A 22,109-nucleotide genomic window follows, 5' to 3' on the forward strand; every position below is an offset into this window, starting at 1 on the left:
CGTAGTCACGCGCCAAATACGCGCAGGAGCAGCCAGCCGGGCAAGGCGAGGTAAAGCGCAACATGTCCGGCACGCTCCAGGCCCAGGCGGATGCCGGCCGCATGGCCCGGGCGCAGCGCTGCCGCCATCATGCTTGCCGATTCAATCAAGGCGCGCACCAGTGCCGCCCCCAGCACCACGCCGATTGTCCACGCCGCCCACCACAGTCCGAAAGCACTCAGGTAGGCCGCCAGCCCGAAGCTGTAGTATTCGCCCAATGCGCTGCCATAGGCGATGTGCTGATGCAGGTGGAAGGCGGGAAGCGCCAGTACCAGCGGCAACAGGACAAACTTCGCAAGCGGATGGTCAAGCCGCGTCGCCGGCGCCACCAGCATGCGCCACCCCGGCATATCCACCATAGGGGGGCCGCCGGCAGCGGCCAGGCCCGCGGCGAACGCTGCCGGGTCCGGCAAGGCGAGTCCAACATCCCAGTAATTCCCGGAGCGCAGGCGCAACGCCGCGCCGCGGCCCGGCACCGGCAGGCGCCAGGGTTCGACGGCAGCCACCTGGTCCAGGGCCAGCGCCAGTTCCTGCGCACCACGCGCCAGCAGCAGCCGGCCCTCGCTCAACGTCGCCCGGGCCGAAAACGCCATCAGCAAGCACCAGGCGATGGCCTCCGGCAGCAGGAATACCAGGGAGAAGATGCGCAACTGCCCAAGAGTATTGCTGCGCAGCGCTTCGTTCAGCAGCAAGGCCGCTCCCATGCCCAGCAAACCCGCACGAGAAATGACGCGCAGCAGTCCGGCAACGACGCGTGCCGCCGGCGGCAGCACCGCCACGCGCATCGGGAATGCCGGCCTGGACCTGCGCGCCCTGGCGCCATCGTAGTGCGGCCGCCACGCCTGGCTAAGCGGCCTTACCGTCAGCACCAGCAATACCGCGCAGCATGCCAGGCCAAGCCAGTCGCCCCACAGCACCATCAGGGTGGGTGCGGGCGAGCGCACCGGGAGGTCCGCGATGACCAGCGCAGGTTCGCCGACGCTGGTTCCGGCGAGGATGTCGCCGCTCGCATCGATCGCTGCGCTGTAGCCGTTTGGCGTCACGCGAAATTGCGGCAGGCGCGTTTCGATGCTGCGGAAGGCCGCCGCCGCCTGGTGCAGCCGCGCACCCGGCCCCTCCCCGCTGAACCAGGAATCGTTGGACATCGTCAGGATCACCTGCCCTCCAAGCCGCGCGCCGGCGATGGCCAGGGCCGGGTCGACGTCATCGCGGCAGATCAAGGGCAGCACCGCAATCTCGCGCCCGTCCGCCAGGCGCAAAGGGAACACCCGCGCGCCGCCGCCGGCCTGCCAGTTGCCAGCCCAGGGCAGAAGCCTCCGCAAGGCCGGTACGTCAAGCCAGGCCGGCAGGTATTCGGTGAACAGGAACAAATGCGACTTGCGATAGAACCCCAGCAAGCCCCGGCCCGGCTGCACAAAGGCCGCGGCGTTATATTCGCCCTGTTCATCCCGGTCATAGGTGCCGAACACCAGGGGGACCGCGGCCGCGTTCACGTATTCAATGATCTCCCGGTCGAGTTCCGCGCCGGCCTCGCTCTTTGGCTTGCCGAACGTGGTCGGATACGCTGTCTCGGACCAGAGCAAGGCTTCCGCACGCTGGCGCGTCACCGCGTCATAACCCATCGAGAAATGCCGGTCCAGCACCTCGCGCACGACCGCAAAAGCGCCCTTCTCCAGGCGCTGCCTTTCATAATCAACCATGTTTGCCTGGATTAGCCCCATGCGCAGCGGCTTCCCTGCCGGTGCAGCGCTGCCCGAAAGCGCCAGCGCACCGTACGCCGCCAGCACGGCAGGGACCAAGGCCGCCAGTGCCGAGGGCTTCGCGATTGCCCGCCAGCCTTGCCCATGCCGGGCGACGGCCGCCGCCACGCCCTCGTTGGCCAGCAGGAGCAAGAGAGTCAGTCCTGCGCTCCCGCCCACATCGGCCGCCTGCCGCAGCAGGCGCGAAGGGTACAGGCCGTAACCGAGCGTATCGCCAAGCATGCGCGGCACCAGCCATTCCACCGCCACCCATGCCGCAGCCGCCGCCAGCGCGCATACGCCCCGCCCGTACCAGCGCCCGGCGGCGAGGCGGACCAGCCCATAAGCAAGGAACTGCGGCTGGAACAAGGGCGCGGCAAGCAGCAGCAAGGCAATTCCACTGGCCTCCCCGGCCTGCGTATAGCGCCCAAGCGCAGCGCCAAACCACGCAAAGCCGGCCGCCGTGTAAGCGAGCGACATGGACCAGGCAAGCAGCAGCGTTCCGGCAAGGGAGCGGCGGCCGTCAAGCGCCAGGAGCCAGGGCACAAGTAGCAGGAATCCGAGCACCCAGGCCGCGCCGCCCTGTGCATACAAGGCAGTCATCGCAGCGCTGGCGAAAATGCAGGCAAGCGGCTTCATTGTCCGGAGGCGTCAAGTGGAGGCGGGATCACGATACGCCGCAACGGCAGCCCCGGCGGCGCCATTTCAGGTGGAACGACGCGGTCCTTCGGCATCTCGATGGGCCGGTTCGACGCATCGTAGAGCTGGAAGTCCGGCGCAAACATCAGGACAGGTTCGATGGACTGGCCATCGTCGGTGACCTGGTGATGCCGCACATACCCCGCAGGCAGCGGGAAATCCTTGGGCACGGCCAGGCCGACCAGGGGCGGACTGGTGCCGGGCGGATTGAACGCGCCCAGGCCGGTGTGCACACCTTGCTCGTGCAAGCGCTTGATCACTTCATTCATGGTCGGCTTCTCGCCCCGCATGACGTAACTGCGCAAGTCGCGCGTCGGATCGGCGTCGCCTTCCGGCGCTGGCGGCGTCTGGCGCTGGGGCCCTTCGCGCGCAACTGCCGGCCCGGCAATGGCGGCCGAGGCTGGTCGTCCGGCAGCCGCCACGCTTGCCGGGGGCGGCGTCTGGCCAGCCCCGGCTGCGGCGTCGCCGCGCGCAAAATACCAAAGAAAGAAAGCCAGGCTGGCCGCGCCAACGGCCAGCAGCAGCGCCGCCGCCAGGTAACCCGGGCTGGGGCGCCAGGAACTCACGGCGTTGGCGAGTTGAAGACCGAAACCGCCCACCCCATGCGTTCATGCCCGAACTGGTTCCAGATCGGGTTCTTGCCCGAGCTGAAGGAGGTGTAGCGTGGCGCCCCGGTGCCGGTGGTGCCGCCGAACAGCCCTGCCGTGACCGTGCTGCCGGTATAAGTCGGGTGCGTATCGTCCGACTGGATGTAGTCGTAGCTGCTGCCGGCAGACACGAAGTGCGTGTTGGCGTCGCGGATGGTGGAGCGCAGCGTCGAGGTGATGCGGGTCACATAGCTGGCCTGGCTCTCGCCGGCCACGTAGCGCAGCGCATCGGAATCGGCAATGCCGTCGCCGTTGCTGTCGTAATCGGCCCCCATGTACTGCGCGAAGTTGTCGGCGCATTGGAAGCCTTTCTGGCGCGCGGTATCGCACATCATGAAGTTCATGCGCGCCAGGGCCGGCAGGAACTTCTGCTGCATGTTAACGGTGGCGCCGGTATTCGGATCCTTGCAGGAGCTCTGCACATTGTCGGCCGCATAGCCGGGATAGTGCAGGTTCGAGATGACCTTCACCTTCACGCCCGAATAGGCGTTGGCGTTGATGTAGTCCATGGCCGCCGCGACGTAGGTCTTGCAGCTGTTCTCGGCGGCGGTCAGCACCGAGTCGTCGCAAGTGCCGGTCTGGCCCTTGAAGGCGGAGCGGGCCTGCAGCCCGTCGTTGCCGCACATTTCGAAGGTGACCACGCGCGTGTTGCTGGCCTGCATGTAGGATCGCTCGGCGACAATTTTGTTGTTGTAGACATCAGAGGCCACGGCGCCGGACTTGGCGCGGCGCACGCTTTCAATGTCGGCATTCCAGGCCGCGGACAGGTATTCCGCGTCCACCGTCGGCGCCGAATACTTGGCCGCGCTGGTAATCGAACCGTTATAGCCCGCATAGATCGAATCGCCATAGGCCACGGCGCGGTACTTGGTGCTGGTGCCGGCGCGGTCGATGGTCCAGGATACGTTTTGGGTCAGGGTGTTTGCTGCTGCCTGTCCCCCGAGGGTGAAGAAGACTACTGCGGCCAGAAGCGTGCTGCGAATGCGAGTTTGCATAGAGTGTCTCCGATCATTGAAGTAATTGTTCGAATCGACCAGCCAACAACTCATCTTAACGCCGCCCTGCGCGGCCTTCACGGCCTGGCTCGCCAGGACACGCAAATGGCCGCCAAGGCACTGGCGCCTGTCGCGCGCGGGCCACGAACCGGCCCTGATGCGGCATAATATGGCATGCTGAAACTGACCTTCCTTGGCACCTCATCCGGCGTGCCGACCATCCGGCGCAACGTCACCGCGCTGGCCTTGCACTCAACAATGAACCGCGACTGGTGGCTGGTCGATTGCGGCGAAGCCACCCAGCACCAGCTGCAGCGCATTCCGCTCACCGTGCATGACCTGGCCGGCATCTGCATCACCCACGTCCATGGCGACCATAGTTATGGCCTGCCTGGGCTGCTCGCAAGCGCCTCCATGACCGGCCGCAAGAAGCCGCTGATCCTGATTGCGCCGGCCGCCGTCAAGGCCTGGCTCGATGCCACCATGCTGCACACGGAGCTCTTCCTCACGTTCGAGATCATCCATGTCGACGTCGCGAACCAGCGCCTGGTGCACCACCAGGATGGGCTGAAGATCGAACGCTTCCCGCTGTCGCACCGCGCGCCAAGCTTCGGCTTTAAGTTTAGCTTCGAAAAGACTACATGGAAGGTTGATAGCGACGCCTTGCGCGCACGCGGCGTGTCGCCCGGCCCGGCCTGGGGCCAGCTCCAGCACGGCAAGGACGTCCGGCTGGACGATGGCACGCTGCTGGCCGCTGCCGGGTTCCGCTCGGAGCACGTCGAACGCGTGAATGCGGTCATCGGCGGCGACAACGACACCCCTTCGCTGCTGGCCGAAGCCTGCCAGGGCGCCGACCTGCTGGTCCATGAAGCGACCTACACGGAAGCCGTGCTGCAGAAAGTCGGCCCGGGGCCGCAGCACAGCTCAGTGCAGCGCACTGCCCATTTCGCTGCCCAAGCCGAGGTGCCGAACCTGGTCCTGACGCACTTCAGCCCCCGCTATGACAGTAAGGAAGGCATGGCAGAGGTGGAGGCGGAAGCGCGCCAGCATTACAGCGGCCGGCTTTTCCTGGCCAGCGACTTCGATACCTATGAACTCGACGATGGCGTACTGGCCAAGATGGTGCCGGCGCCGCGCGTATAATGACGCCATGACTGCAATCACAGAATTCCGCGCTCAGGCTCCAGCCCCCGAATACGACCATCCGCGCGAAGACCGCCGGCTCGACGGGAACCCGCTGCGCACCACATGGAACCATTTCAGCAACGCCAGCGGCGAAGTCCATGCCGGCATCTGGGCCTGCGAGAAAGGCAGCTGGCGTATCGCCTTCGCGCCCAACAAGGATGAGTATTTCTGCGTCCTCGAAGGCCGCTGCCGCGTGATCGATGAACAGGGACACGCAGCCGAAGCCGGGCCGGGCGACGCCCTGGTCATCCCGGCCGGGTTCAAGGGCGTGTTTGAAGTCCTGGAACCGGTCCGCAAGCACTATGTCATCGTTGAGCGCAAAACGAACGGCCCATCCTGATGTTTTTTTGCTACCATTCGCTCCTTTTCCCCACAGGAGCCTCGAATGAAGTTCACCATCCACGCACTTGCCGCCAGCCTTGCCACCGTTTGCCTGGCCAGCCACGCTGAAGTCATCCCCCTCAAACTGGCACCGGGCCTGTGGGAAGAAAACCGTGTCACCATGATCAACGGCCAGAATGTAGAGGAAACGATGCGCAAAGGGCGCGAACGCATGATGGCGCGCCTGACGCCTGAACAGCGCAAGCAGATGCAGGACCAGATGGGACAAGGCGGCAACGCCGGCGGGACCCGGACCTGCCTAACGGCGGCCCAGGTGGCCAAAGGCGTCGACACCGAAGACATCAAGCGCAAGATGGAGCAGTCGGCGCAAGGCTGCAAGCTGGACATCATCTCGGCCAGCAGTTCGGGCGCCAAGTTCAAGGCGGCCTGCATTGGCCCGCAAGGGACCACCTACAATGGCAGCGGCGAGTACATCGTCGCCAACAGCAAGGAATGGCGCTTCAAGATGGTCGGCGACGGCAAGGTCACCGGCCCTGATGGCGCCCCGGTCCCGCAAGCGGGCGACTTCCACGCCACCCAGGAAGTGACCGCCCGCTGGAAAGGCAGCGACTGCGGCAGCGTAGCGCCGCAGCAGGAAGGCTAAGGCTTGACCGCCACCAGGTTGATCAGGGTTTCCTCGCGTTCGGCCGGCGGATTGATGCGCAGCACGCGCTCCATCAATCCCAGGTCCTCGCGGCTCCACCACAGGAAGGGGTAGGAAACCGCACTGTCAGGCACGCTGAAGCCGGCGTTACGCACCATCGCCAGGTATTCAGGCGCGGTTTTCTGCACGTCCATCGGATGGCGGAACAGCAGGCGGATGATCCAGGAATGGATGTAACGCCTGGTCGATTCGGCGAACAGCAGGACGCCGCCCGGCTTGAGCACGCGGAAGAACTCGCGGATCGCGTTTTCCTGGTCCACCAGGTGGTGGAAGGTCTGGTGGCAGAACAGCAGGTCCACCGAATTGTCTTCCAGCTTGATATTAGAGCTCGAACAGCAGATGAATTCGGCCTTGATGTCATGCGCGGCCACTTCCTTCGCCGCGTGCTGCAGCATCTCCGGGTCGATGTCCATGCCGATCAGGCGCTGCGGCACGAAGCGCTGGTGCAGTTTCGGCAGGGAGCGGCCAAAGCCGCAGCCGACATCGGCCACCACGCCGAAACTGGCCGGCGCATCCGGCATCAGGCGCTGCAGATCCTTCAGCGCACGCTCCAGCACGTGCACGGTCCACGTCTCGGTACGCAAAAACCATTTGCCAAATGCCGTCTCTTCAACGTGAACCTCACCGGACGACTGGATGCCTTCTAAACTAGCGCTCATATTCTTTTCTGTTTAAGTTGATACAAACGGCCTGCGAGAGACGCTTGGTCAAATCACGTACAATATCGGGCCGACCTGTCCTGACGACCTTTTGCCGTGCTTTTCCTGCGCCTGCTGCTTGCTGCCTTAACAATACTGCTACTTCCCCCGGGAGCGGCAGCGCAGGCCGACCAGGCCCCTGTGCGCTTCCTGCTCACGTTCGATGACGGCCCGGCCTGGGCCCCCTACTTCAATCCCACGGTGCGCATCCTTGAAACCCTGGAGAAGAATCCTTACCAGGACAACATCAAGGCCGTGTTCTTCACGCAGACGCGTGCCTGGAGCGGCGGCGGCACCGACAGGGGCCGCGCGCTGATCCGGCGCGAGCATGCCGAAGGCCACGTGGTCGCGCTGCACTCTGCCACGACCTTCCATTCCAACCACCGCCTCATGAGCCGTGAAAAGCTCGATGCGACCCTGCAGCTTGGCGTCGCCGACCTGCTGGCAGAAACCGGCGTCGTGCCCAAGCTGGTGCGCCCGCCGTTCTGGGCCTATGACGCCGATACGCTGGCGTCCTACCATGCCTATGGCCTGCACATGCTGCTGACCGACCTGAGCGCCAAGGACGGCGTGGTCTACGTCTTCAACATGAGCTTCCACAAGCGCTCCAACATGCTCAACATGCTGGCCGAAACCCGCAAGCGCTGGGCCGCCGGCGCCATGCCGGCCGTCGACGGCGCCACGCCCGTCGTCGTCACCTTCCACGACGTCAACAGCCATACCGCCCGCCATTTCGAGGAATACCTCGGAATCCTGCTCGACGTTGCGCGCGAGCTGGAGATCCCGCTGGCCGACAAGCCTTTCTACGACAACCGCGACGAGCTTGAGCGCGCAGCCCTGGCCTCATCCGTCGACACCCCGGAAAACGCCCCGCCCCTGCCCGGCCTCTGGCACTGGCTGTGGGAGCATTGATCAGGGCAAGGCGACCAGCACCGGCTGCGGCACGCTCGCCAGCTGCACGGCACTGCATAACACCACCGACAGCTCCCGGTGCGGCACGACGACGCAATGGCCGCCCACCGCCAAGCCGAGCTTGATGCGCGCTTCCTTTTCGCTCCAGAGCCGATAAAAGCCTTCAATTCTTGCTGCGTCATCCCAGCGCTGCATCTGCTGCCAGCGCGCCATTTCATCGGCGTCGAAGGCCTGCTTTGCCAAGGCAGCGAGGTCGCGGGAGGCATCGCGCATTTCAATGTCCAGACCCACCGCATGGTCGCCGACGGCACAGGCCACCCAGCGGCCGCTGTGGGAAATGCTGAAGCCTGGCGTCGCGCCGCCCGGCGCCGGCGTCAGCAGCCGCGGCGCCTGCCCGTTGCGTTCCTCCAGCAGCACCTGCTGCGGCTGAACACCCAGCAGCGGCGCCAGCGCCATCCGCAGCAACACCCGCCCGGCGACAAACTGGCGCTTGCGCAGTTCGCGTACAAAGCGCCCATGGCGCGCCAGTTCGCCCGGCGTCAGCCATGCGAGGTAGCGCTGCAGGCTTGCCTCGGGCAGTGCACCCGCATCGGCCAGCCAAAGCAGCATCCCGCGCGCCATGCGCCGCTTCTCCTTACCTGGCCAGCTTGACGAAATCGCCCTTCAGCGCCACGCCGGCCATCAGTGCGCCGTCGGCGCATTGGAACTCGGTAGCGCTGGCGAACTCAACGTTATTGAAATTGCTGACGATATTGACCACGGCATCAGCGCCAACGTCCTGCGCGCGCTTCTGCAACTGCAGCATGGCGGACAGGAAGACGTAATTGCATGCCTTTTCAGCCGACTTGCCAAAACCGTTGGTGCGCTGGCTGGTCTTGTCGCTAATGATCTTGGAAGCGATGGCCGGCGTTGGCTGGCCGGCGAAGTAGAACTTGACCGAATCGCCCAGGCGTGCCTGCGCGTCGTTAGCGGCCATGGCGCCCTCGATCGGAAACTTCAGCATGTCGTTGCCAGCCGAAGCTGCCGACGATGCCATGGCGGCGGCGGCCATCACTACTACAGAAATCATCTTTTTCATCTGGTCTTCCTTCTATTTGTTGTAGCGTTTAAAAATCAGCGAGGTATTGATGCCGCCGAAAGCAAAATTATTCGACATCACGTATTCGCAATCGAGTTCTCGGCCGGTGCCGGCGATGTAATCCAGCGCCGCGCACTCGGGATCGGTTTCCTCCAGGTTGATGGTCGGCGCGAACCAGCCCTCGCGCATCATCTCGATGCTGATCCATGCTTCCAGCGCACCGCAGGCACCCAGCGTATGGCCCATATAGCTCTTCAACGAACTGATCGGAATGGCGCCGCCGAACACCGCCAGCGTGGCATGCGATTCGGCGATGTCGCCCTGGGCGGTGGCGGTGCCGTGGGCATTGATGTAGCCGATGTCCGATGCCTCCAGGCCTGCGTCCTGCAGGGCCAGCTCCATGGCGCGCTGCATGGTGGCCGCATTGGGCTGCGTGACGTGGCAGCCGTCGCTATTGGTGCCAAAGCCGACCACTTCCGCATAGATCGTGGCGCCGCGCGCCTCCGCATGCTCCAGGTCTTCCAGGATCAGGCAGCCGGCGCCTTCGCCGATCACCAGGCCATCGCGGGCGCGGTCGAACGGACGCGGCGTCGCTTGCGCCTGGTCGTTGCGCACGCTGGTGGCGAACAGGGTGTCGAACACCGCGGCTTCCGTGGCGCACAGTTCCTCGGCGCCGCCGGCGACCATGGCGACCTGCTTGCCGCTCCTGATCGCCTCGTAGGCGTAGCCAATGCCCTGGCTGCCCGAGGTACAGGCGCTGGAGGTGGTGATCACTCGCCCGGTCAGGCCGAAGAACACGCCGATATTCACCGGCGCCGTGTGCGACATCATCTTGATGTAGGTGGTGGCGTTGATGCCCTTGGTGGTGCGCTCTTCCATCATGCGGCCGAAATCGCCGATGGCGCTTGGGGTGCCGGCGGACGAACCGAACGACACGCCCATGTCGCCGCTCCTGGTCAAAGGGTGTTCGAGCAGGCCCGCGTCTTCCAGCGCCAGTTCGGTCGCGCGGGTTGCCATCAGGGCTACGCGGCCCATGCTGCGGGTGGTCTTGCGGTTATAGCGTGCGGACAGTTCGAACGGCGCAGCCGGTGCGCCCAGGCGGGTATTCAGGCCCTCGTAGTCTTCCCACTCCTCCATGCGTACCACGGCATTGCGGAACTGGCCAAGCCGCTCTCGCACCGCTGCCCAGTCGTTGCCCAGCGGGCTGATGCCGGCCATGCCGGTGATGGCGACACGGCGGCTCATGCCAGGCCTCCGTTGACGGAAATGACCTGGCGGGTGATATAGCCCGCATCTTCGCCGACCAGGAAGCTGACCGCGGCCGCCACCTCTTCCGGCTTGCCGACGCGGCGCGCCGGGATCATCTTCAGCGCTTCTTCCATCGGCACTTCCTCGATCATGTCGGTTTCGATCAGGCCGGGCGCCACGCAATTGACGGTGATCGAACGCTTGGCCAGTTCCAGCGCCAGGGCCTTGGTGGCGCCGATGATGCCGGCCTTGGCGGCGCTGTAGTTGACCTGGCCCCGGTTGCCGATCAGGCCCGAGACGGACGCCAGGGTGACAATGCGGCCCGGCTTGCGGCGCTGTACCAGCGGCATGATCAGCGGGTTCAGGACGTTGTAGAAGCCATCCAGGTTGGTTTGCAGGACAATGTCCCAGTCCTCGCCCGACATGGCCGGGAAGGCGTTGTCGCGCGCCACGCCGGCGTTGCAGACCACGCCGTAGTAGCAGCCGTGTTGCGCGATGTCCGCTTCCAGCGCAGCGGCCGTGGCGGCGCGGTCGCTGATGTCGAACTGCAGCACGCGCGCGACGCGGCCCAGTTGCACGATCTCCTGCGCGACCGCTTCGGCTTCGGCGCGCTGGCTGCGGCAGTGCAGCACCACGTCGTAACCGTCGCGCGCCAGGCGCAGCGCAATCGCCTTGCCGATACCGCGCGACGATCCGGTCACCAGCACGCTCATGGACTTGTTCTGATTCATCCTACGTTTCCATCTTTGAGAAATTGATTGACATTATCTGGCTGGAATACCGTGACCGTTGCGGCGGCGGCATTGGCCGGCCCGCCCGCGATGTCGATGCGGCATTCGAAGGCGCCCAGCCCGTTTTCGGACTGCAGCACGCGGCGCACATGCACCCGCAGCACGCTTCCCAGCGCAAAGCTGGCGACATTGGCTTCGTACTTGCGCGAGCCGAGCAGGAAGCCAACCTTGACTTCCTCGCCCCGCTGCAGCGCGAGCCAGCCGGCGTGCGCGGCAATCGCCTGCGCCATGTATTCGATGCCCACCCAGGAGCCGACGCCGTCGGCGCCCGCCAGGATGCTGGCTTCGTGGATGCACACTTCGGCGCACAGGCGCTCAGCGTCGGCTTCCAGCACCCGGTCGAGCAATACCATCTGGCCGGAATGGGGCACCAGCTGGCGGATGTCCGGCATGTTCATCCAGGCCTCCCCAGCAGCAGCACGGCATTCGAACCGCCGAACGCGAAAGAGCTGCTCAGCACCCGGCGCAGCGGCCGGCCCAGCGCAGCGCCCGGCGGCGCCAGGTTCAGTGCCGGCAATGCAGGATCGGCGGCGCCGTCCCACAAATGCGGCGGCAGCCGCCCCTGCGCGTTATCGTCCTGCATGGCCAGCCAGCACAGCGCTGCTTCAACGGCGGCGGCCGCGCCCAGGGTATGGCCGGTGAACGGCTTGGTCGAGCTGACCGGCACTTCTTCGCCGAACAGGGTCGCGATCACGCGCGACTCCATGGCATCGTTCTGCGGCGTGGCGGTACCGTGCATATTGATGTAGTCCACCTCGGCCGCACCCACGCCCGCTCGGCGCAATGCCTGTTCGAACGCCAACCGGGCGCCGGCGCCTTCCGGATCGGGCGCGGAGATGTGGTGGCCGTCGGACGATTCGCCCCAGCCCATCAGCTCAACGGCTTGCGGGCCGCCAGGTATGGCTTCCATCAGGAACAGGGCCGCGCCTTCGCCGATATTGATCCCCTTCCGGTTGGCGCTCATCGGGTTGCACTGGCCGGGGCTGACCGATTCCAGCGCCGAGAAGCCCGCCACGGTAAAGGCGCACAGCGAGTCGGCGCCGCCGGTCACCACCGCATCGCACAGGCCCATGCGGATCATGCGCGCGGCACTTGCCATCGCCTTGGCGGCCGACGAGCAGGCTGTTGAATGCACGTAGGCCGGGCCTTCCAGGCCCAGCTCCAAGGCCAGCAGTTCGGCCGGCGAGCCCATTTCCTGCGCACGGTAGCTGAATTCTGGAGGCAGTGCGCCGTGCGCCACGTGGTGCGCCAGCGCCTGTTCGGTCTCGCCGATGCCGGAAGTGCTGGTGCCGAGCACCACGCCGACGCGTCCCGCACCATAACGGTTGACGGCCGCCTGCACCGCCTCGCGGATTTGCGCCAGGGCCGCCAGGGCCAGTGCGTTGTTGCGGCTGCGAAGGTGGGCAGGCAAATGCGCCACCGATGGCAGCTCGCCCGGCACTTCGCCCAGCGCCAGTTCGCGGCCTTTCGACCAGCGGCCGGTTGTGGACACGCCGGCCTGTCCCGCAAACAGGCGCGCCTTCACCTGCGCCTGGCCTTCGCCCAGCGCACAGATGATGCCGCATTCATTCAGGTAGATCTTCGACATTGCTCGCCCTCGCACTCAGTCCGCATTCGCCGCGAACTGGATCGTCAGCTTATAGCGATAGCGCAGGTTTTCCAATACTACGGTGCCACTCCAGCGCTGCGCGTCGCTGTAAGTGATCTGCATCACAGGCGCATCGTCCAGGTACAGGGTGCGCAAGCGCCCCTGCTCGGCCACCCGCCAGCCGGCAGGCAAGGCTGCCGCCACGGCATCGGCCGGCCACAGGGTGAGCTGGATATCTTCCAGCACATCCTCGGCCCGCACCTGCGCCGGCAGCATCACATGGCGCCAGGAAGTGAGTTCCCTGCCGTCGTAGTGCAGCGACAGCACGCGCTGGCCGAATGCCAGCCCGACCACGTCCACCGCTTCCGGCTCCACCTGCAAGGCCACGTCCAGGTCATCGGTGCGGCCGTTGCGCTCGACCTTCAGGTGCTGCTGCACGCTCAGCGAAGTGCCCAGAGCAGCGGGCGCCAGCTTCAGGCCAAGGCGAGCCTGCGGTTGCGGCGGCGTGGCGGCACAGGCGGCCAGCAGCAAGGTGCCGGCGACGGCGGCAAGGCGGCGCGGAAGCGCGTTAAACATTCCTGATTTCCTTCACAATAGCAAAACACGGAACCAGCAGCCAGACCAGCGTGGTCCCCAGCAGCATCGTCAGGCCGAAGGCCTGCAAGGCCGGCGTCGCGCTCAGTCCCAGCAAGCCAAACGACAGGATGGTGTTGGCGGCCGACATGCCGACTGCCAGCCACGGCGTGCGGTCGCTGCGCTCCGGGTGTTCCTGCATGAAGATGCCATAATCCACGCCCACGCCAAGCAGCAGCATCAGGGCCAGTACATGGAATAGCTGCAGGTTCTGCGATGCAAAGCCAAGCATGGCCAGCGTCGCGATGCTGGCCAGCGCAGTCGGCGCCAGCACACGCCAGGTACGGCTGCGATAGCGGTGCAGCAACAGCACGAACACCACGGCGTAGGCGCCCAGCACCACCCAGCCCATGTAGGCGCGGTAGCGGCCCAGGACCGAGGAAATCTCGGCCACCTTGTCGACCCATTGCACGCCCTGCAGGCCATCGGCAGCCAGCATGACCTGTTGGGCGGCCTTGTTGTCCATGCCGCGCAAGGCAACGATGCTGGCGTACGCGCCTTGCCGCTCGCCCAGCCACAAGTGGCGCCAGGGCTCGCTGGCAGGGGAAGCAAGGAATTCGTCGAGCAGCAGCGGCTGGCCGGCTGCCAGCAGCGCCTTGCGGGTGGCGGCAATCCATTGCTCGTCCTCGCCGGCCTGGCCGGCGATGCCTTGCAGCGGGCCGTCGTCGGCCAGCAGCTTCTGTTCGACCAGCGTGCGGCGCGCCGCCTGCGTACGTGCCGACGGCACCCAGTTCGACATGGCCTGGTAGCCCGTCAGGCGCCGGGCCGCCACGTGCCGGTCCAGGCGCGCTTTCAATTCTTCTTCGCGCTGCAGCACCTGTTCGGCCGAATCGCCGCGCACCAGGAAATACTGTACCGGCGTCGGCGCATCCAGCAGCTTGCCCAGCTTGAGCTGGTCCGCCACCAGGTGCTTGGGGGGATTCTGCAGCAGGCGGATGTCGTCGTTTGCGCCCAAGCGGCTGATGCCCCAGGCGGCCAGTACGGCGAAGAGAACGGCAGCTGCCAGCGTGCCCCGGCTGCCACGCCACACCGGCCAGCGCGCGAGCGCCGCGCCATAATGCTTCACCAGCCAGCCACTGCGCAGGGTACGGCCGTTGATCAGTGCCGGGAACCAGCACACCACCGTCAACCACGCAAACACCAGGCCCAGCGCCGAGAACACCGCCATCTGGCGCAGGCCAGGGAAAGGCGTCAACGCCAGGCCGGTGTAGCCGATCACCGCCGCCAGCAAGGTCAGGCCAAGGCCCGGCAGCAGCCGCTTGAGCAGCGTCACGGAATCGAGCTTTTCATCGGCTGCGAGGCGGTTGCACAGGAAGTAGATCCCGTAGTCCTGCGCCACGCCAATCAGGCTGGCGCCAAATACCAGGGTCAGGAGGTGGATGCGGCCGAACAGCAGCCAGCATACCGACAATGCGCCCAGGCAGCCGATACCGATCGACAGCAGGATCAGCGCGATCGGCTTGAGGGAGCGGAAGGTAAACCAGGTCAGCACGATAATGCCGACCAGGGAGCCGATGCCGATGGTCGACATCTCGCCGCTGGCCTGGGCGCTGGCGCTGGCGGCGTGCAGGATGACGCCGGCCTGGATCAGCTCCACTTGCGGGGCTGCCTTGCGCGCCGCCGCTTCGGCCTGCCGCAGCACGGGCAGCACGGTTTCCTGCGCGGTCATCGACAGCGCGGGAACCTTCAGGGTCAGCGGCAACAGCACGTACTGGCGCTGCGCGTCGGCGACGAACAGGTGGCCGTCGCGCGGACGCACCGGCGTTTCCTGGGCGCGCTCCTGTACCCAGCCGGCAAACAGGCCGTAGGGATCATCCTGCCACGAGCCGAGCTTCGGGCCGCCGAAAGGCGCATACAGCCTGGCCAGCGCCGATTCCAGCCAGAATTGGGACGGCTGCTCGCGCAGCTGCTGCTCCTGCTGCGCCGTCAGCAGCGCCAGGCGATGGCGCTGGAACAGGCCAAGCCAGTCGTTCTGCGTCTGCTCGTTGATCGGGGTGGCTTCGAACAGATCCTTGCGCGCCGCCAGCACGCCCTGGTAGGCGTCGGCGGCACGGCGCGCATCATCCCATTCGGCGGCGCCGGCCAGGACCAGCACGCGCTGCTGCGCCGCGTCGACCATATGGCCGAACGAAGCCTGCAGCACCGGGTCGCGCTCCTGGACCGGCAGCAGCGCCATGATGTCCGTGTCCGGCACGATGCGCTGGACCAGCCACAGGGTGGCGTTATGGCCCAGCAGCAGGCAGGCCACCAGGGCCCACAGCCACGCGATTTTTCGGGTTTGCCTCAAAACAGCGCCGCCTCTTCCTTGTTCATCGCGCCGTCCCCGGTCTGGATGCCGGAGAACACGATGGTGGTGCGGTCGCCGCTGGCCTCGTTCATCACGATCTGCCTGACGTAGGCGCCGCCTTCGAGCTTGATGGTGCCGATGGCCTTTTCCAGTGCAGCCTGGCGCGGCTTGAGCGCCACGTTCCAGCTGTTGGCGTCCACGCTGCCCTCGCCGTCGAACAGCGTGTCGAGCTGGCCCAGGTCGCCCGACAGCAACGAGAACAGCACATTGTTAATCATGCGCACGGTCGGCTCGGTCTTGGCGTCCAGCCGCATGGCCACGCGTTCGCCCTGGTAGTTCACGATCTCTTCGCGCGTCAGGCGCAGCGTGTTGGGGAAAGGCTTCAGGGTGCGCCATAGCACGCCCTTGCCGGCGACGACGCAGAAGCGCCCTTCCGACGCCAGCGGCTTTTTCATGCCCGCCAGTTGCTTGGTCTGGTCGAAGCGGCCGCACATGACGCCCGGCTTGGCCAGCATTGCCTGAATTTTAGCGCTTGGCACGGCGGCCTGCGCGCTGCCTGCGGCGGCCAGCGCCAGGACGGTTGCAAGGTATTTTTTCATGCTGGTTCAATCCCCAGTTTCTCAAATAGTACCGGCGGCGAGGCAAAGCACATCTCCTTCGTCGCGATATCGACGGCAACCATGGTGGTGCTGGCGCGGTTCAGGCGCTGGCCGCTGGCCGCATCGGTGATCAGGTAATCGATCTTCATGCGGTTTTCCCACTCGACCAGGTCGGCGCGCAGCTTCAGCTTCTGGCCGAACACCGCCGGACTGACGTAGCGCAGTTGCATGTCGATGACCGGCCAGGCGTAGCCCGATGCCTTCATTTGCGGATAGTTGTAGCCGATCTTGTCGAGCAAGGCGCAGCGCACGATTTCCAGGTACTTCACGTAGTTGCCGTGCCAGACGATCTCCATCGGGTCCAGGTCGAAGAACTGGACATCGATCTCGACTTCCGCGAACCAGCGGCTTTGCTTGTGCTTACGCATACAGCGCCCATGCCTTGCTGCGGATGCGCTCCAGCATCAGGCGCAGGTCCGGTTCCAGGCGGCGGTCTTCTTCCACCGGGGCGATGTCGGCGGCCAAGGCCTGCTGCATTGCAGCCAGCGGGCTTTCCGGAAGCACGCCCTGGTGGTCGCGGCAGCGCAGCCACACGGCCTGGCGCACGGTCACCAGCAAGGCCGCCACCACCTGCTCGGTGAGTTCCAGCACGCGCAGGCAGTCGCGCGCCGCGATGGTGCCCATGCTGACCTTGTCCTGGTTGTGGCATTCGGTGGAACGCGAGAACACCGAGGCGGGCATGGTCGCTTTCAACGCTTCCGCCGTCCATGCCGAGGCACTGATCTGCAGCGCCTTCAGGCCGTGGTTGATCGGCGCCCGGGCACCCACCGCACCGGACAGGTTGGCCGGCAAGCCATGGTTGTAGCGTGCATCGACCAGCAGCGCCATCTGGCGGTCCAGCAGGTCGGCCAGGTTGGCCACCGCATTTTTCATGCCGTCCATGGCGAAGGCGATGTGGCCGCCATAGAAGTGGCCGCCGTGCAGGATGCGTTCGTTTTCGACGTCCACCAGCGGGTTGTCGTTGGCGCTGTTCAGTTCATTCTCGATCAGTTGGCGGAACATCGGCATGGTATCGGCCAGCACCCCGATCACGTGCGGCGCGCAGCGGATCGAGTAGCGGTCCTGCAGGCGCTTGCCGTTGCGTTCCCATTGGTCGGTCGGCAAGTCGCTGCGCAGCCAGGCGGCTACCCGCTGCATGCCCGGATGCGGCTTGGCCGAGAACAGCACTTCGTCGAAATGGTGGGCATTGCCGTCCATCGCGAACGACGCCATGGCGGTGATGCGCGTGCACAGCCTGGCCAGGTAATCGGCCCGGTCGTAGGCCAGGCAGGCCAGCGCCGTCATGACAGCGGTGCCGTTCATGATGGCCAGGCCCTCCTTTGGACGCAGGCGCAGCGGGGTGATGCCCGCCTCCTGCAGCGCCTGGGCGGCAGGCACCTGCTCGCCGTTGCGCCAGACTTCACGCTCACCGCACAGCACGGCAGCGAGGTAGGACAGCGGGGTCAGGTCGCCGGAGGCGCCGACCGAGCCTTCGGAAGGGATCAGCGGCAGCAGGCCGGCGTCCAGCAGGCGGGTAATCTGCAGCAGCAGTTCGACGCTGACGCCGGAAAATCCCTTGCTCAGCGAGGCCAGGCGCGAAGCCAGGATGGCGCGGCTCTGGGCCGGCGTGAAGTACTCGCCCAGCCCCACGCCGTGATAGGTGTACAGGTGGTGCGGCAGGTCCGGCACCAGGTCCGCCGGCACCGTCACGGTGCAGGAATCGCCGTAGCCGGTGGTCACGCCATAGATGGTGCCGTCTTCGCGCAGCAGGCGGTCGAGGAAGCCGGCGCCGCGTTCAATGGCGGCGCGGAACTCCGGATCGTCCGACAGCACGGCGGCGGCGCGCCCTTGCGCGATGTCCACGATGTCTTCGATCGTCAGGTTGTTGCGGTCGAAGCGCACGCTGCGCTGCGGGTTATTCAGTTGGGCGATGTCAGCGAGATGCATCGTTGTGTTCCAGTCCAGGTAAATGCCAGAAATCGTAGAAATTGAACCACTGCAGCGGCGCGCGCAGGGTATGGTGTTCGAGCCGGCGGGCATAGTCGGCGGCCAGCACTTGTAGTGCGGCTTCGCGCCCCTGGCGCGGGATGCGCACCTGGTCGCGGAAGTGCTCGAAATGCACTTCCGAACGGCTGCCCCGGCACACCGAGAACAACAGGTACACCGGGCATTGAAGAATGCTGGCCAGCATATGCGGGCCGATAGGGAACGCCGCGGGGGCGCCGATGAAGTCGGCTACTGCCACGCGCGGATTGAGCGAGACGGGAACGCGGTCGCCGGCAATCACCACAAACTCGCCGCGCGCAACGCGCTCCGACAGCAGCATCGCCGTGGCGGGCGACATCTCGGTCACCTGCAGCAGGTTAAGCTGGCTCTCCGGGTTCAGGCGGCCCAGCATGGCGTTGAAGGCTTGCGCGTGCTTTGTATGCACCAGTACCGTCAGCTTGATGTCCTGGCGCTGGCGCGACAGCACGCGGCACAGTTCCAGGTTGCCCAGGTGGGCGCAGACCAGCAGGCCGCCGCGTCCCGCCGCCACCGCATCGGTCATCAACTCGCCGCCGTGCAGGTCGACAGAGCTGAAGTCGAACAGGCCGCCCCACAGCAGCATCTTGTCGAGGATGCTCTCGCCGAAAGCGCCGAAATGGCGCATCACGCCCGCCGGCTCGGTGGACGTGTGGCCCGCGACACGGCGCAGGTATTCCCGGGAGGCGCGGCGCGGCAGCGGCTTGGCCATGACGTACCAGGCGAGCACCGGATACAGCACCAGGCGGAACGGCCAGCGGCCGAACACGCGGAAAATCCAGAACATCAGGCGCATGCCTGCAACGAAGCTCACTTCGTTGATGGATGCCCAGTGCAAGCCGCGCGCGCTCAATTTGCCCGCCATTTCCGCGCCAGCAGCTTGGGAATGCGCGGCAGCATGCCGAAGAACAGCACGGTGTGCATGCGCGTGATCAGCACGTTGTCGCGCCAGACGCGGAAGTGCGACACGCCGTCGACCGGATAGGACACGCGCGTCCCAACGTTCACTACGCGCAGCCCGTCCCAGAACAGGCGCACGATGATGTCGGTGTCGAAATTCATGCGCGAACCGATTGCCTGGCGCGCTGCCAGGGCATTGACTGCCGCCACCGGATAGACGCGGAAGCCGCACATGGAGTCCCTGATTTCCAGCGAGATGGTGTTAATCCAGACCCAGACATGCGTGGCGTAACGACCGTACAGGCGCGCTTTCGGCACCGACTCGTCGTAGATCGGGTAGCCCGACACCACGGCTTGCGGGTGGGCAGCCGCCTGCGCCAGGAACTTCGGCACATCGGCAGTCTGGTGCTGGCCGTCGGCGTCGATCTGCACCGCATGGCTGTAGCCGAGTTGCCCGGCACGGCGGAACCCGGCCAGCACTGCCGCGCCCTTGCCCTGGTTGCGCGGCAGGCGTTCCAGCACCACGCGTTCGCCATGGCGGGCCGCCAGCGCATCGAGCACCGCCGCACAGGCGGCTGAACTGCCGTCGTCGACCAGGATCACGGGCACGCCGTGCACCAGCAGGCCTTCCAGCACGGTGCCAATGGCGTGTTCGTGGTTATATACCGGCACCACGACGCAAGGCTTGAAATCAGCCATCGCAACCTCCCAGCGCCACGCGCCCGCCCGAATGCTGGCCGGCTGCGGAGCTGTAGCTGAAACGCAGGCTATGCTTGGCAGCGTCATACGCCAGTTCCAGCTGCACCGGTTTTTCTGGCCCGATCACCTGCTGGAACTTGAGCTGGCTCATGCTCTTGAACTGCGCCGGCAGATCGAAATACTGGCGGCCATAGTGGATCGCCCAATCGACCTGCACCACACCCGGAAGGATAGGCGCCACGTCGAAGTGACCGTCGAAATACCGCAGGCGCGCCGGGGCCGTAATTTCCAGCAGCACGCGCCCGTCTTCGTTCGCCAGCTCGCGCACCAGGGGGAAGCGCGGGCGCTCGTCGCCCAGCAATGCCAGCAAGGCGGCCACGGTGACCTTGCCCTGCGCATTGACCGGCATCTGTTCCAGGTAGCGCCAGCGGCGCGGCAACGCCACCGCGTCCACCACGCCGGCCAGCACTGCGCGCAGGCGGGCGTTCAGGGCCTGCTTGCCCTGCTGTTCCAGCAAGGCGCGGCCACTGTCAGCAGGCACCACGAAAGCGGCCAGGCGCTGGCGCTCGCCCGGCACCGGTTCGCACAGCGCCACGCGGGCTTCGGCAGCCAGGCCGGACGCCAGCAGTGCAGCTTCCATCGCGCCGAGCGATACGCGCTTTTCCTCGATCTTGACGATGCGGTCGCTGCGGCCCAGCAGGCGGAAGCCGCCGCCGGTCGCCGCCACGCGGTCGGCCAGCGCGAACCAGTCGTCGTCGGGAAGGTGTGGCGAACGTACCGCCAGCGTGCCGTCTTCTTCGTTGATGCGCCATGCCACCGTCGGGAACAGCTGCCATGCGTCATCGCCGACGTCGCGGCGGCGGCGCCAGGCGATGCCGCCGGTCTCGGAACTGCCGTAGACTTCCGTCGGCACCTGGCCAAGCAGTGCGCCGGTGGCCAGCGCCGCATCGGCCGCCAACGGGCCGCCGGAGGAGAACACGCCGCGCAGCATGGCTGCGGCAGGGCTCCAGTCCAGGTGCGCCGGCAGGCGTTTCAGGTGCGCCGGGCTGGCCACCAGCATGCACGGTCCGGCTGCCATGGCAGGCAGCAGTTCTTCCGGATAGACGATGCTGGCGGCATGGATGGCGCGCCCGCTGGCCAGGGGCCACAGCACCTTGAACAGCAGGCCGTAAATATGCTGGTGCGAGACCGTCGCCAGCACGTCGGCGGCGCCGATGCGTGCGCCGAACAGCTCTTCCAGGGTCGCCACTTCGCTGGCGACCTGCGACAGCTTCTTTGGAATGGCCTGTGCCGCGCCGGTGCTGCCGGAGGTGAACACCACGAGTGCCGGCATGTCCGGGTCGAGCGCGGCAAGCGCCGCTGCAGCCGCTGCAGTTGCCGCGCCAGGCGCGGCTTGCAACGGAGCCAGCTCCGCCGGAAACTCGCCGAGGAAGCCATCCACGGCGCCGCGCAACGCCGCGCAGCTGACGGGCAGCGTATCCGCGCTCAGCCAGATGGTCTTGCCCGCGTGCCAGGCGCCCAGCAGTGCGGCGCCGAATTCAATGCTGTCCTCCAGGAACAGGGCGAAATTCCTGCCGGCCTGCGCGCTCAGTAGCGCGTGCCAGCTGCGAACACTGGCCAGGAAATGCGCGTTGTCGACGCCCTCGCCCGCGCGCCAGCCGGCCAGTGCATTGCCGGAGCGCGCCGCAATGGCGGCGTAAAGATTTTCAATACGGTCAGACATTATGCAAGCGCTTGAAACGCAGGCGCACCAGGTACTCTGCGCCGAACAACAGCGCCATCAGCGCATAGGAAATCACACCGGTGTACAGCGACCAGACGGCTTCCGGCGCCCACAGTGCGGTGCCAAGGGCAAGCGCGCCATTGACCACAAAAAAGCCGCACCAGACTTGCGTCACCTTGCGCATATAGGCTTGTGCCACCGGAGGAAAGTCCTCGCCGCGCAGGCGGGCCATGCGCTCGACGGCGGACATCGGCGTGCCCAGGCTATAGGCGAAACCGGCCAGCAGCGCGGCGTTCACCAGCACCGGGTAGAGCTTCAATGGCAGCAGCAGGTTGCTCCAGATCGCCGCAGCTACCAGCAGCAGCGCACCGGCAACGGACCAGCGCGCAACACCGCTCAGCTTCAGCGCGGGCAGCCGCGACATGGCGGCAAGCAGCAGCAGGCCGGCCAGCCAGCGCGGATCGATGCGGCCGTGGCCAAACCAGATCGCCAATGGATACAGCAGGGTAATCGCTGCCGCCAGGACACTCATCCTCATCTTGC

Annotated in this window: 23 protein-coding genes; 4 read left to right on the forward strand and 19 right to left on the reverse strand. The window is 66.0% G+C overall.

Annotated features, from left to right (window positions below):
• Positions 1–5: 5 nt before the first annotated feature.
• Genes lnt through ACN9M3_RS17445 form a run of 3 tightly spaced genes read right to left on the reverse strand, consistent with a single transcriptional unit; the run spans position 6 to position 4,119 of the window.
• Positions 6–2,417, reverse strand: a complete 2,412-nt coding sequence (lnt, locus tag ACN9M3_RS17435; RefSeq protein ID WP_426318108.1) for an apolipoprotein N-acyltransferase — start codon at positions 2,415–2,417, stop codon at positions 6–8.
• The gene (locus ACN9M3_RS17440) at positions 2,414–3,043 is read right to left on the reverse strand and encodes a hypothetical protein (protein WP_426161740.1); all 630 of its coding nucleotides are present in this window, start codon (positions 3,041–3,043) and stop codon (positions 2,414–2,416) included. The genes lnt and ACN9M3_RS17440 overlap by 4 nt, the downstream gene beginning before the upstream one ends.
• Positions 3,040–4,119: an SGNH/GDSL hydrolase family protein gene (locus tag ACN9M3_RS17445; RefSeq protein ID WP_426318110.1), complete on the reverse strand. Its 1,080-nt coding sequence runs from the start codon at positions 4,117–4,119 to the stop codon at positions 3,040–3,042. The genes ACN9M3_RS17440 and ACN9M3_RS17445 overlap by 4 nt, the downstream gene beginning before the upstream one ends.
• 174 nt (positions 4,120–4,293) lie before the next feature.
• Between ACN9M3_RS17445 and ACN9M3_RS17450 the strand changes: the two genes are divergently transcribed.
• The 3 genes from ACN9M3_RS17450 to ACN9M3_RS17460 are packed head-to-tail and all read left to right on the forward strand — an operon-like array spanning position 4,294 to position 6,289.
• A complete protein-coding gene (locus tag ACN9M3_RS17450) occupies positions 4,294–5,262 on the forward strand; it encodes a ribonuclease Z (protein ID WP_426318112.1) in 969 nt (322 codons plus the stop codon).
• Between the two features lie 7 nt (positions 5,263–5,269).
• Entirely contained in the window at positions 5,270–5,644 is a 375-nt protein-coding gene (locus ACN9M3_RS17455) for a cupin domain-containing protein (RefSeq protein ID WP_426161743.1), read from the forward strand.
• A 45-nt stretch (positions 5,645–5,689) separates the two neighbouring features.
• Entirely contained in the window at positions 5,690–6,289 is a 600-nt protein-coding gene (locus tag ACN9M3_RS17460; protein WP_426161744.1) for a DUF3617 family protein, read from the forward strand.
• Here ACN9M3_RS17460 and ACN9M3_RS17465 read toward each other — a convergent pair.
• Entirely contained in the window at positions 6,286–7,008 is a 723-nt protein-coding gene (locus ACN9M3_RS17465; protein WP_426318115.1) for a class I SAM-dependent methyltransferase, read from the reverse strand. The two genes, ACN9M3_RS17460 and ACN9M3_RS17465, sit on opposite strands and share 4 nt — an antisense overlap.
• 96 nt (positions 7,009–7,104) lie before the next feature.
• Here ACN9M3_RS17465 and ACN9M3_RS17470 point away from each other — a divergent pair, with 96 nt between their 5' ends.
• Positions 7,105–7,959 (forward strand): polysaccharide deacetylase family protein, encoded by an 855-nt coding sequence (locus ACN9M3_RS17470; RefSeq protein WP_426318117.1) that lies wholly within the window; start codon positions 7,105–7,107, stop codon positions 7,957–7,959.
• Here the strand turns inward: ACN9M3_RS17470 and ACN9M3_RS17475 are convergent, their stop codons facing one another.
• From ACN9M3_RS17475 to ACN9M3_RS17545, 15 genes are read right to left on the reverse strand one after another with little or no spacing between them, the layout of a single operon-like run.
• Entirely contained in the window at positions 7,960–8,580 is a 621-nt protein-coding gene (locus ACN9M3_RS17475; protein WP_426318119.1) for a 4'-phosphopantetheinyl transferase family protein, read from the reverse strand.
• Positions 8,581–8,593: 13 nt separating this feature from the next.
• Positions 8,594–9,037 carry an excinuclease ATPase subunit gene (locus tag ACN9M3_RS17480; RefSeq protein ID WP_426161748.1) on the reverse strand — a complete coding sequence of 148 codons (444 nt, stop codon included), beginning with the start codon at positions 9,035–9,037 and terminating at the stop codon, positions 8,594–8,596.
• Between the two features lie 12 nt (positions 9,038–9,049).
• The gene (locus ACN9M3_RS17485; protein WP_426161749.1) at positions 9,050–10,282 is read right to left on the reverse strand and encodes a beta-ketoacyl-ACP synthase; all 1,233 of its coding nucleotides are present in this window, start codon (positions 10,280–10,282) and stop codon (positions 9,050–9,052) included.
• Positions 10,279–11,016: a 3-oxoacyl-ACP reductase FabG gene (fabG, locus tag ACN9M3_RS17490; protein WP_426318122.1), complete on the reverse strand. Its 738-nt coding sequence runs from the start codon at positions 11,014–11,016 to the stop codon at positions 10,279–10,281. The genes ACN9M3_RS17485 and fabG overlap by 4 nt, the downstream gene beginning before the upstream one ends.
• Complete coding sequence (locus ACN9M3_RS17495; RefSeq protein WP_426318124.1) at positions 11,013–11,474, reverse strand: 3-hydroxylacyl-ACP dehydratase; 462 nt, start codon at positions 11,472–11,474, stop codon at positions 11,013–11,015. Before ACN9M3_RS17495 ends, fabG begins: the two co-directional genes overlap by 4 nt.
• Entirely contained in the window at positions 11,471–12,664 is a 1,194-nt protein-coding gene (locus ACN9M3_RS17500; RefSeq protein WP_426318126.1) for a beta-ketoacyl-ACP synthase, read from the reverse strand. The genes ACN9M3_RS17495 and ACN9M3_RS17500 overlap by 4 nt, the downstream gene beginning before the upstream one ends.
• 15 nt (positions 12,665–12,679) lie before the next feature.
• On the reverse strand, positions 12,680–13,240 hold the full coding sequence (locus ACN9M3_RS17505; RefSeq protein ID WP_426161754.1) for a DUF3261 domain-containing protein: 561 nt from the start codon (positions 13,238–13,240) through the stop codon (positions 12,680–12,682).
• Entirely contained in the window at positions 13,233–15,584 is a 2,352-nt protein-coding gene (locus ACN9M3_RS17510) for an MMPL family transporter (protein WP_426161756.1), read from the reverse strand. Before ACN9M3_RS17510 ends, ACN9M3_RS17505 begins: the two co-directional genes overlap by 8 nt.
• On the reverse strand, positions 15,581–16,183 hold the full coding sequence (locus ACN9M3_RS17515; protein ID WP_426318127.1) for an outer membrane lipoprotein carrier protein LolA: 603 nt from the start codon (positions 16,181–16,183) through the stop codon (positions 15,581–15,583). Before ACN9M3_RS17515 ends, ACN9M3_RS17510 begins: the two co-directional genes overlap by 4 nt.
• Entirely contained in the window at positions 16,180–16,611 is a 432-nt protein-coding gene (locus ACN9M3_RS17520; RefSeq protein ID WP_426318128.1) for an acyl-CoA thioesterase, read from the reverse strand. Before ACN9M3_RS17520 ends, ACN9M3_RS17515 begins: the two co-directional genes overlap by 4 nt.
• Complete coding sequence (locus ACN9M3_RS17525) at positions 16,604–18,169, reverse strand: HAL/PAL/TAL family ammonia-lyase (RefSeq protein ID WP_426161759.1); 1,566 nt, start codon at positions 18,167–18,169, stop codon at positions 16,604–16,606. The genes ACN9M3_RS17520 and ACN9M3_RS17525 overlap by 8 nt, the downstream gene beginning before the upstream one ends.
• The gene (locus ACN9M3_RS17530; protein ID WP_426318129.1) at positions 18,156–19,109 is read right to left on the reverse strand and encodes an acyltransferase; all 954 of its coding nucleotides are present in this window, start codon (positions 19,107–19,109) and stop codon (positions 18,156–18,158) included. Before ACN9M3_RS17530 ends, ACN9M3_RS17525 begins: the two co-directional genes overlap by 14 nt.
• On the reverse strand, positions 19,094–19,843 hold the full coding sequence (locus ACN9M3_RS17535) for a glycosyltransferase family 2 protein (RefSeq protein ID WP_426318130.1): 750 nt from the start codon (positions 19,841–19,843) through the stop codon (positions 19,094–19,096). Before ACN9M3_RS17535 ends, ACN9M3_RS17530 begins: the two co-directional genes overlap by 16 nt.
• Positions 19,836–21,566 carry an AMP-binding protein gene (locus ACN9M3_RS17540; RefSeq protein ID WP_426318131.1) on the reverse strand — a complete coding sequence of 577 codons (1,731 nt, stop codon included), beginning with the start codon at positions 21,564–21,566 and terminating at the stop codon, positions 19,836–19,838. The genes ACN9M3_RS17535 and ACN9M3_RS17540 overlap by 8 nt, the downstream gene beginning before the upstream one ends.
• The gene (locus tag ACN9M3_RS17545; protein WP_426318132.1) at positions 21,559–22,104 is read right to left on the reverse strand and encodes a hypothetical protein; all 546 of its coding nucleotides are present in this window, start codon (positions 22,102–22,104) and stop codon (positions 21,559–21,561) included. The genes ACN9M3_RS17540 and ACN9M3_RS17545 overlap by 8 nt, the downstream gene beginning before the upstream one ends.
• Positions 22,105–22,109: the final 5 nt, after the last annotated feature.

Source organism: Pseudoduganella sp. R-43 (genome assembly GCF_049913255.1).
Taxonomy (GTDB): Bacteria; Pseudomonadota; Gammaproteobacteria; order Burkholderiales; family Burkholderiaceae_D; genus Rugamonas.

What these genes read in the sequence shown, in the direction of transcription:
- ACN9M3_RS17445 (WP_426318110.1), bottom strand. Translation starts at nt 4,119, where the DNA reads ATGCAAACTCGCATTCGCAGCACGCTTCTGGCCGCAGTAGTCTTCTTC.
- ACN9M3_RS17515 (WP_426318127.1), bottom strand. Translation starts at nt 16,183, where the DNA reads ATGAAAAAATACCTTGCAACCGTCCTGGCGCTGGCCGCCGCAGGCAGC.
- ACN9M3_RS17530 (WP_426318129.1), bottom strand. Translation starts at nt 19,109, where the DNA reads ATGGCGGGCAAATTGAGCGCGCGCGGCTTGCACTGGGCATCCATCAAC.
- ACN9M3_RS17475 (WP_426318119.1), bottom strand. Translation starts at nt 8,580, where the DNA reads ATGGCGCGCGGGATGCTGCTTTGGCTGGCCGATGCGGGTGCACTGCCC.
- ACN9M3_RS17540 (WP_426318131.1), bottom strand. Translation starts at nt 21,566, where the DNA reads ATGTCTGACCGTATTGAAAATCTTTACGCCGCCATTGCGGCGCGCTCC.
- ACN9M3_RS17535 (WP_426318130.1), bottom strand. Translation starts at nt 19,843, where the DNA reads ATGGCTGATTTCAAGCCTTGCGTCGTGGTGCCGGTATATAACCACGAA.
- ACN9M3_RS17545 (WP_426318132.1), bottom strand. Translation starts at nt 22,104, where the DNA reads ATGAGGATGAGTGTCCTGGCGGCAGCGATTACCCTGCTGTATCCATTG.
- ACN9M3_RS17520 (WP_426318128.1), bottom strand. Translation starts at nt 16,611, where the DNA reads ATGCGTAAGCACAAGCAAAGCCGCTGGTTCGCGGAAGTCGAGATCGAT.
- ACN9M3_RS17455 (WP_426161743.1), top strand. Translation starts at nt 5,270, where the DNA reads ATGACTGCAATCACAGAATTCCGCGCTCAGGCTCCAGCCCCCGAATAC.
- ACN9M3_RS17485 (WP_426161749.1), bottom strand. Translation starts at nt 10,282, where the DNA reads ATGAGCCGCCGTGTCGCCATCACCGGCATGGCCGGCATCAGCCCGCTG.
- ACN9M3_RS17505 (WP_426161754.1), bottom strand. Translation starts at nt 13,240, where the DNA reads ATGTTTAACGCGCTTCCGCGCCGCCTTGCCGCCGTCGCCGGCACCTTG.
- ACN9M3_RS17525 (WP_426161759.1), bottom strand. Translation starts at nt 18,169, where the DNA reads ATGCATCTCGCTGACATCGCCCAACTGAATAACCCGCAGCGCAGCGTG.
- lnt (WP_426318108.1), bottom strand. Translation starts at nt 2,417, where the DNA reads ATGAAGCCGCTTGCCTGCATTTTCGCCAGCGCTGCGATGACTGCCTTG.
- ACN9M3_RS17480 (WP_426161748.1), bottom strand. Translation starts at nt 9,037, where the DNA reads ATGAAAAAGATGATTTCTGTAGTAGTGATGGCCGCCGCCGCCATGGCA.
- ACN9M3_RS17500 (WP_426318126.1), bottom strand. Translation starts at nt 12,664, where the DNA reads ATGTCGAAGATCTACCTGAATGAATGCGGCATCATCTGTGCGCTGGGC.
- fabG (WP_426318122.1), bottom strand. Translation starts at nt 11,016, where the DNA reads ATGAATCAGAACAAGTCCATGAGCGTGCTGGTGACCGGATCGTCGCGC.
- ACN9M3_RS17465 (WP_426318115.1), bottom strand. Translation starts at nt 7,008, where the DNA reads ATGAGCGCTAGTTTAGAAGGCATCCAGTCGTCCGGTGAGGTTCACGTT.
- ACN9M3_RS17450 (WP_426318112.1), top strand. Translation starts at nt 4,294, where the DNA reads ATGCTGAAACTGACCTTCCTTGGCACCTCATCCGGCGTGCCGACCATC.
- ACN9M3_RS17495 (WP_426318124.1), bottom strand. Translation starts at nt 11,474, where the DNA reads ATGAACATGCCGGACATCCGCCAGCTGGTGCCCCATTCCGGCCAGATG.
- ACN9M3_RS17460 (WP_426161744.1), top strand. Translation starts at nt 5,690, where the DNA reads ATGAAGTTCACCATCCACGCACTTGCCGCCAGCCTTGCCACCGTTTGC.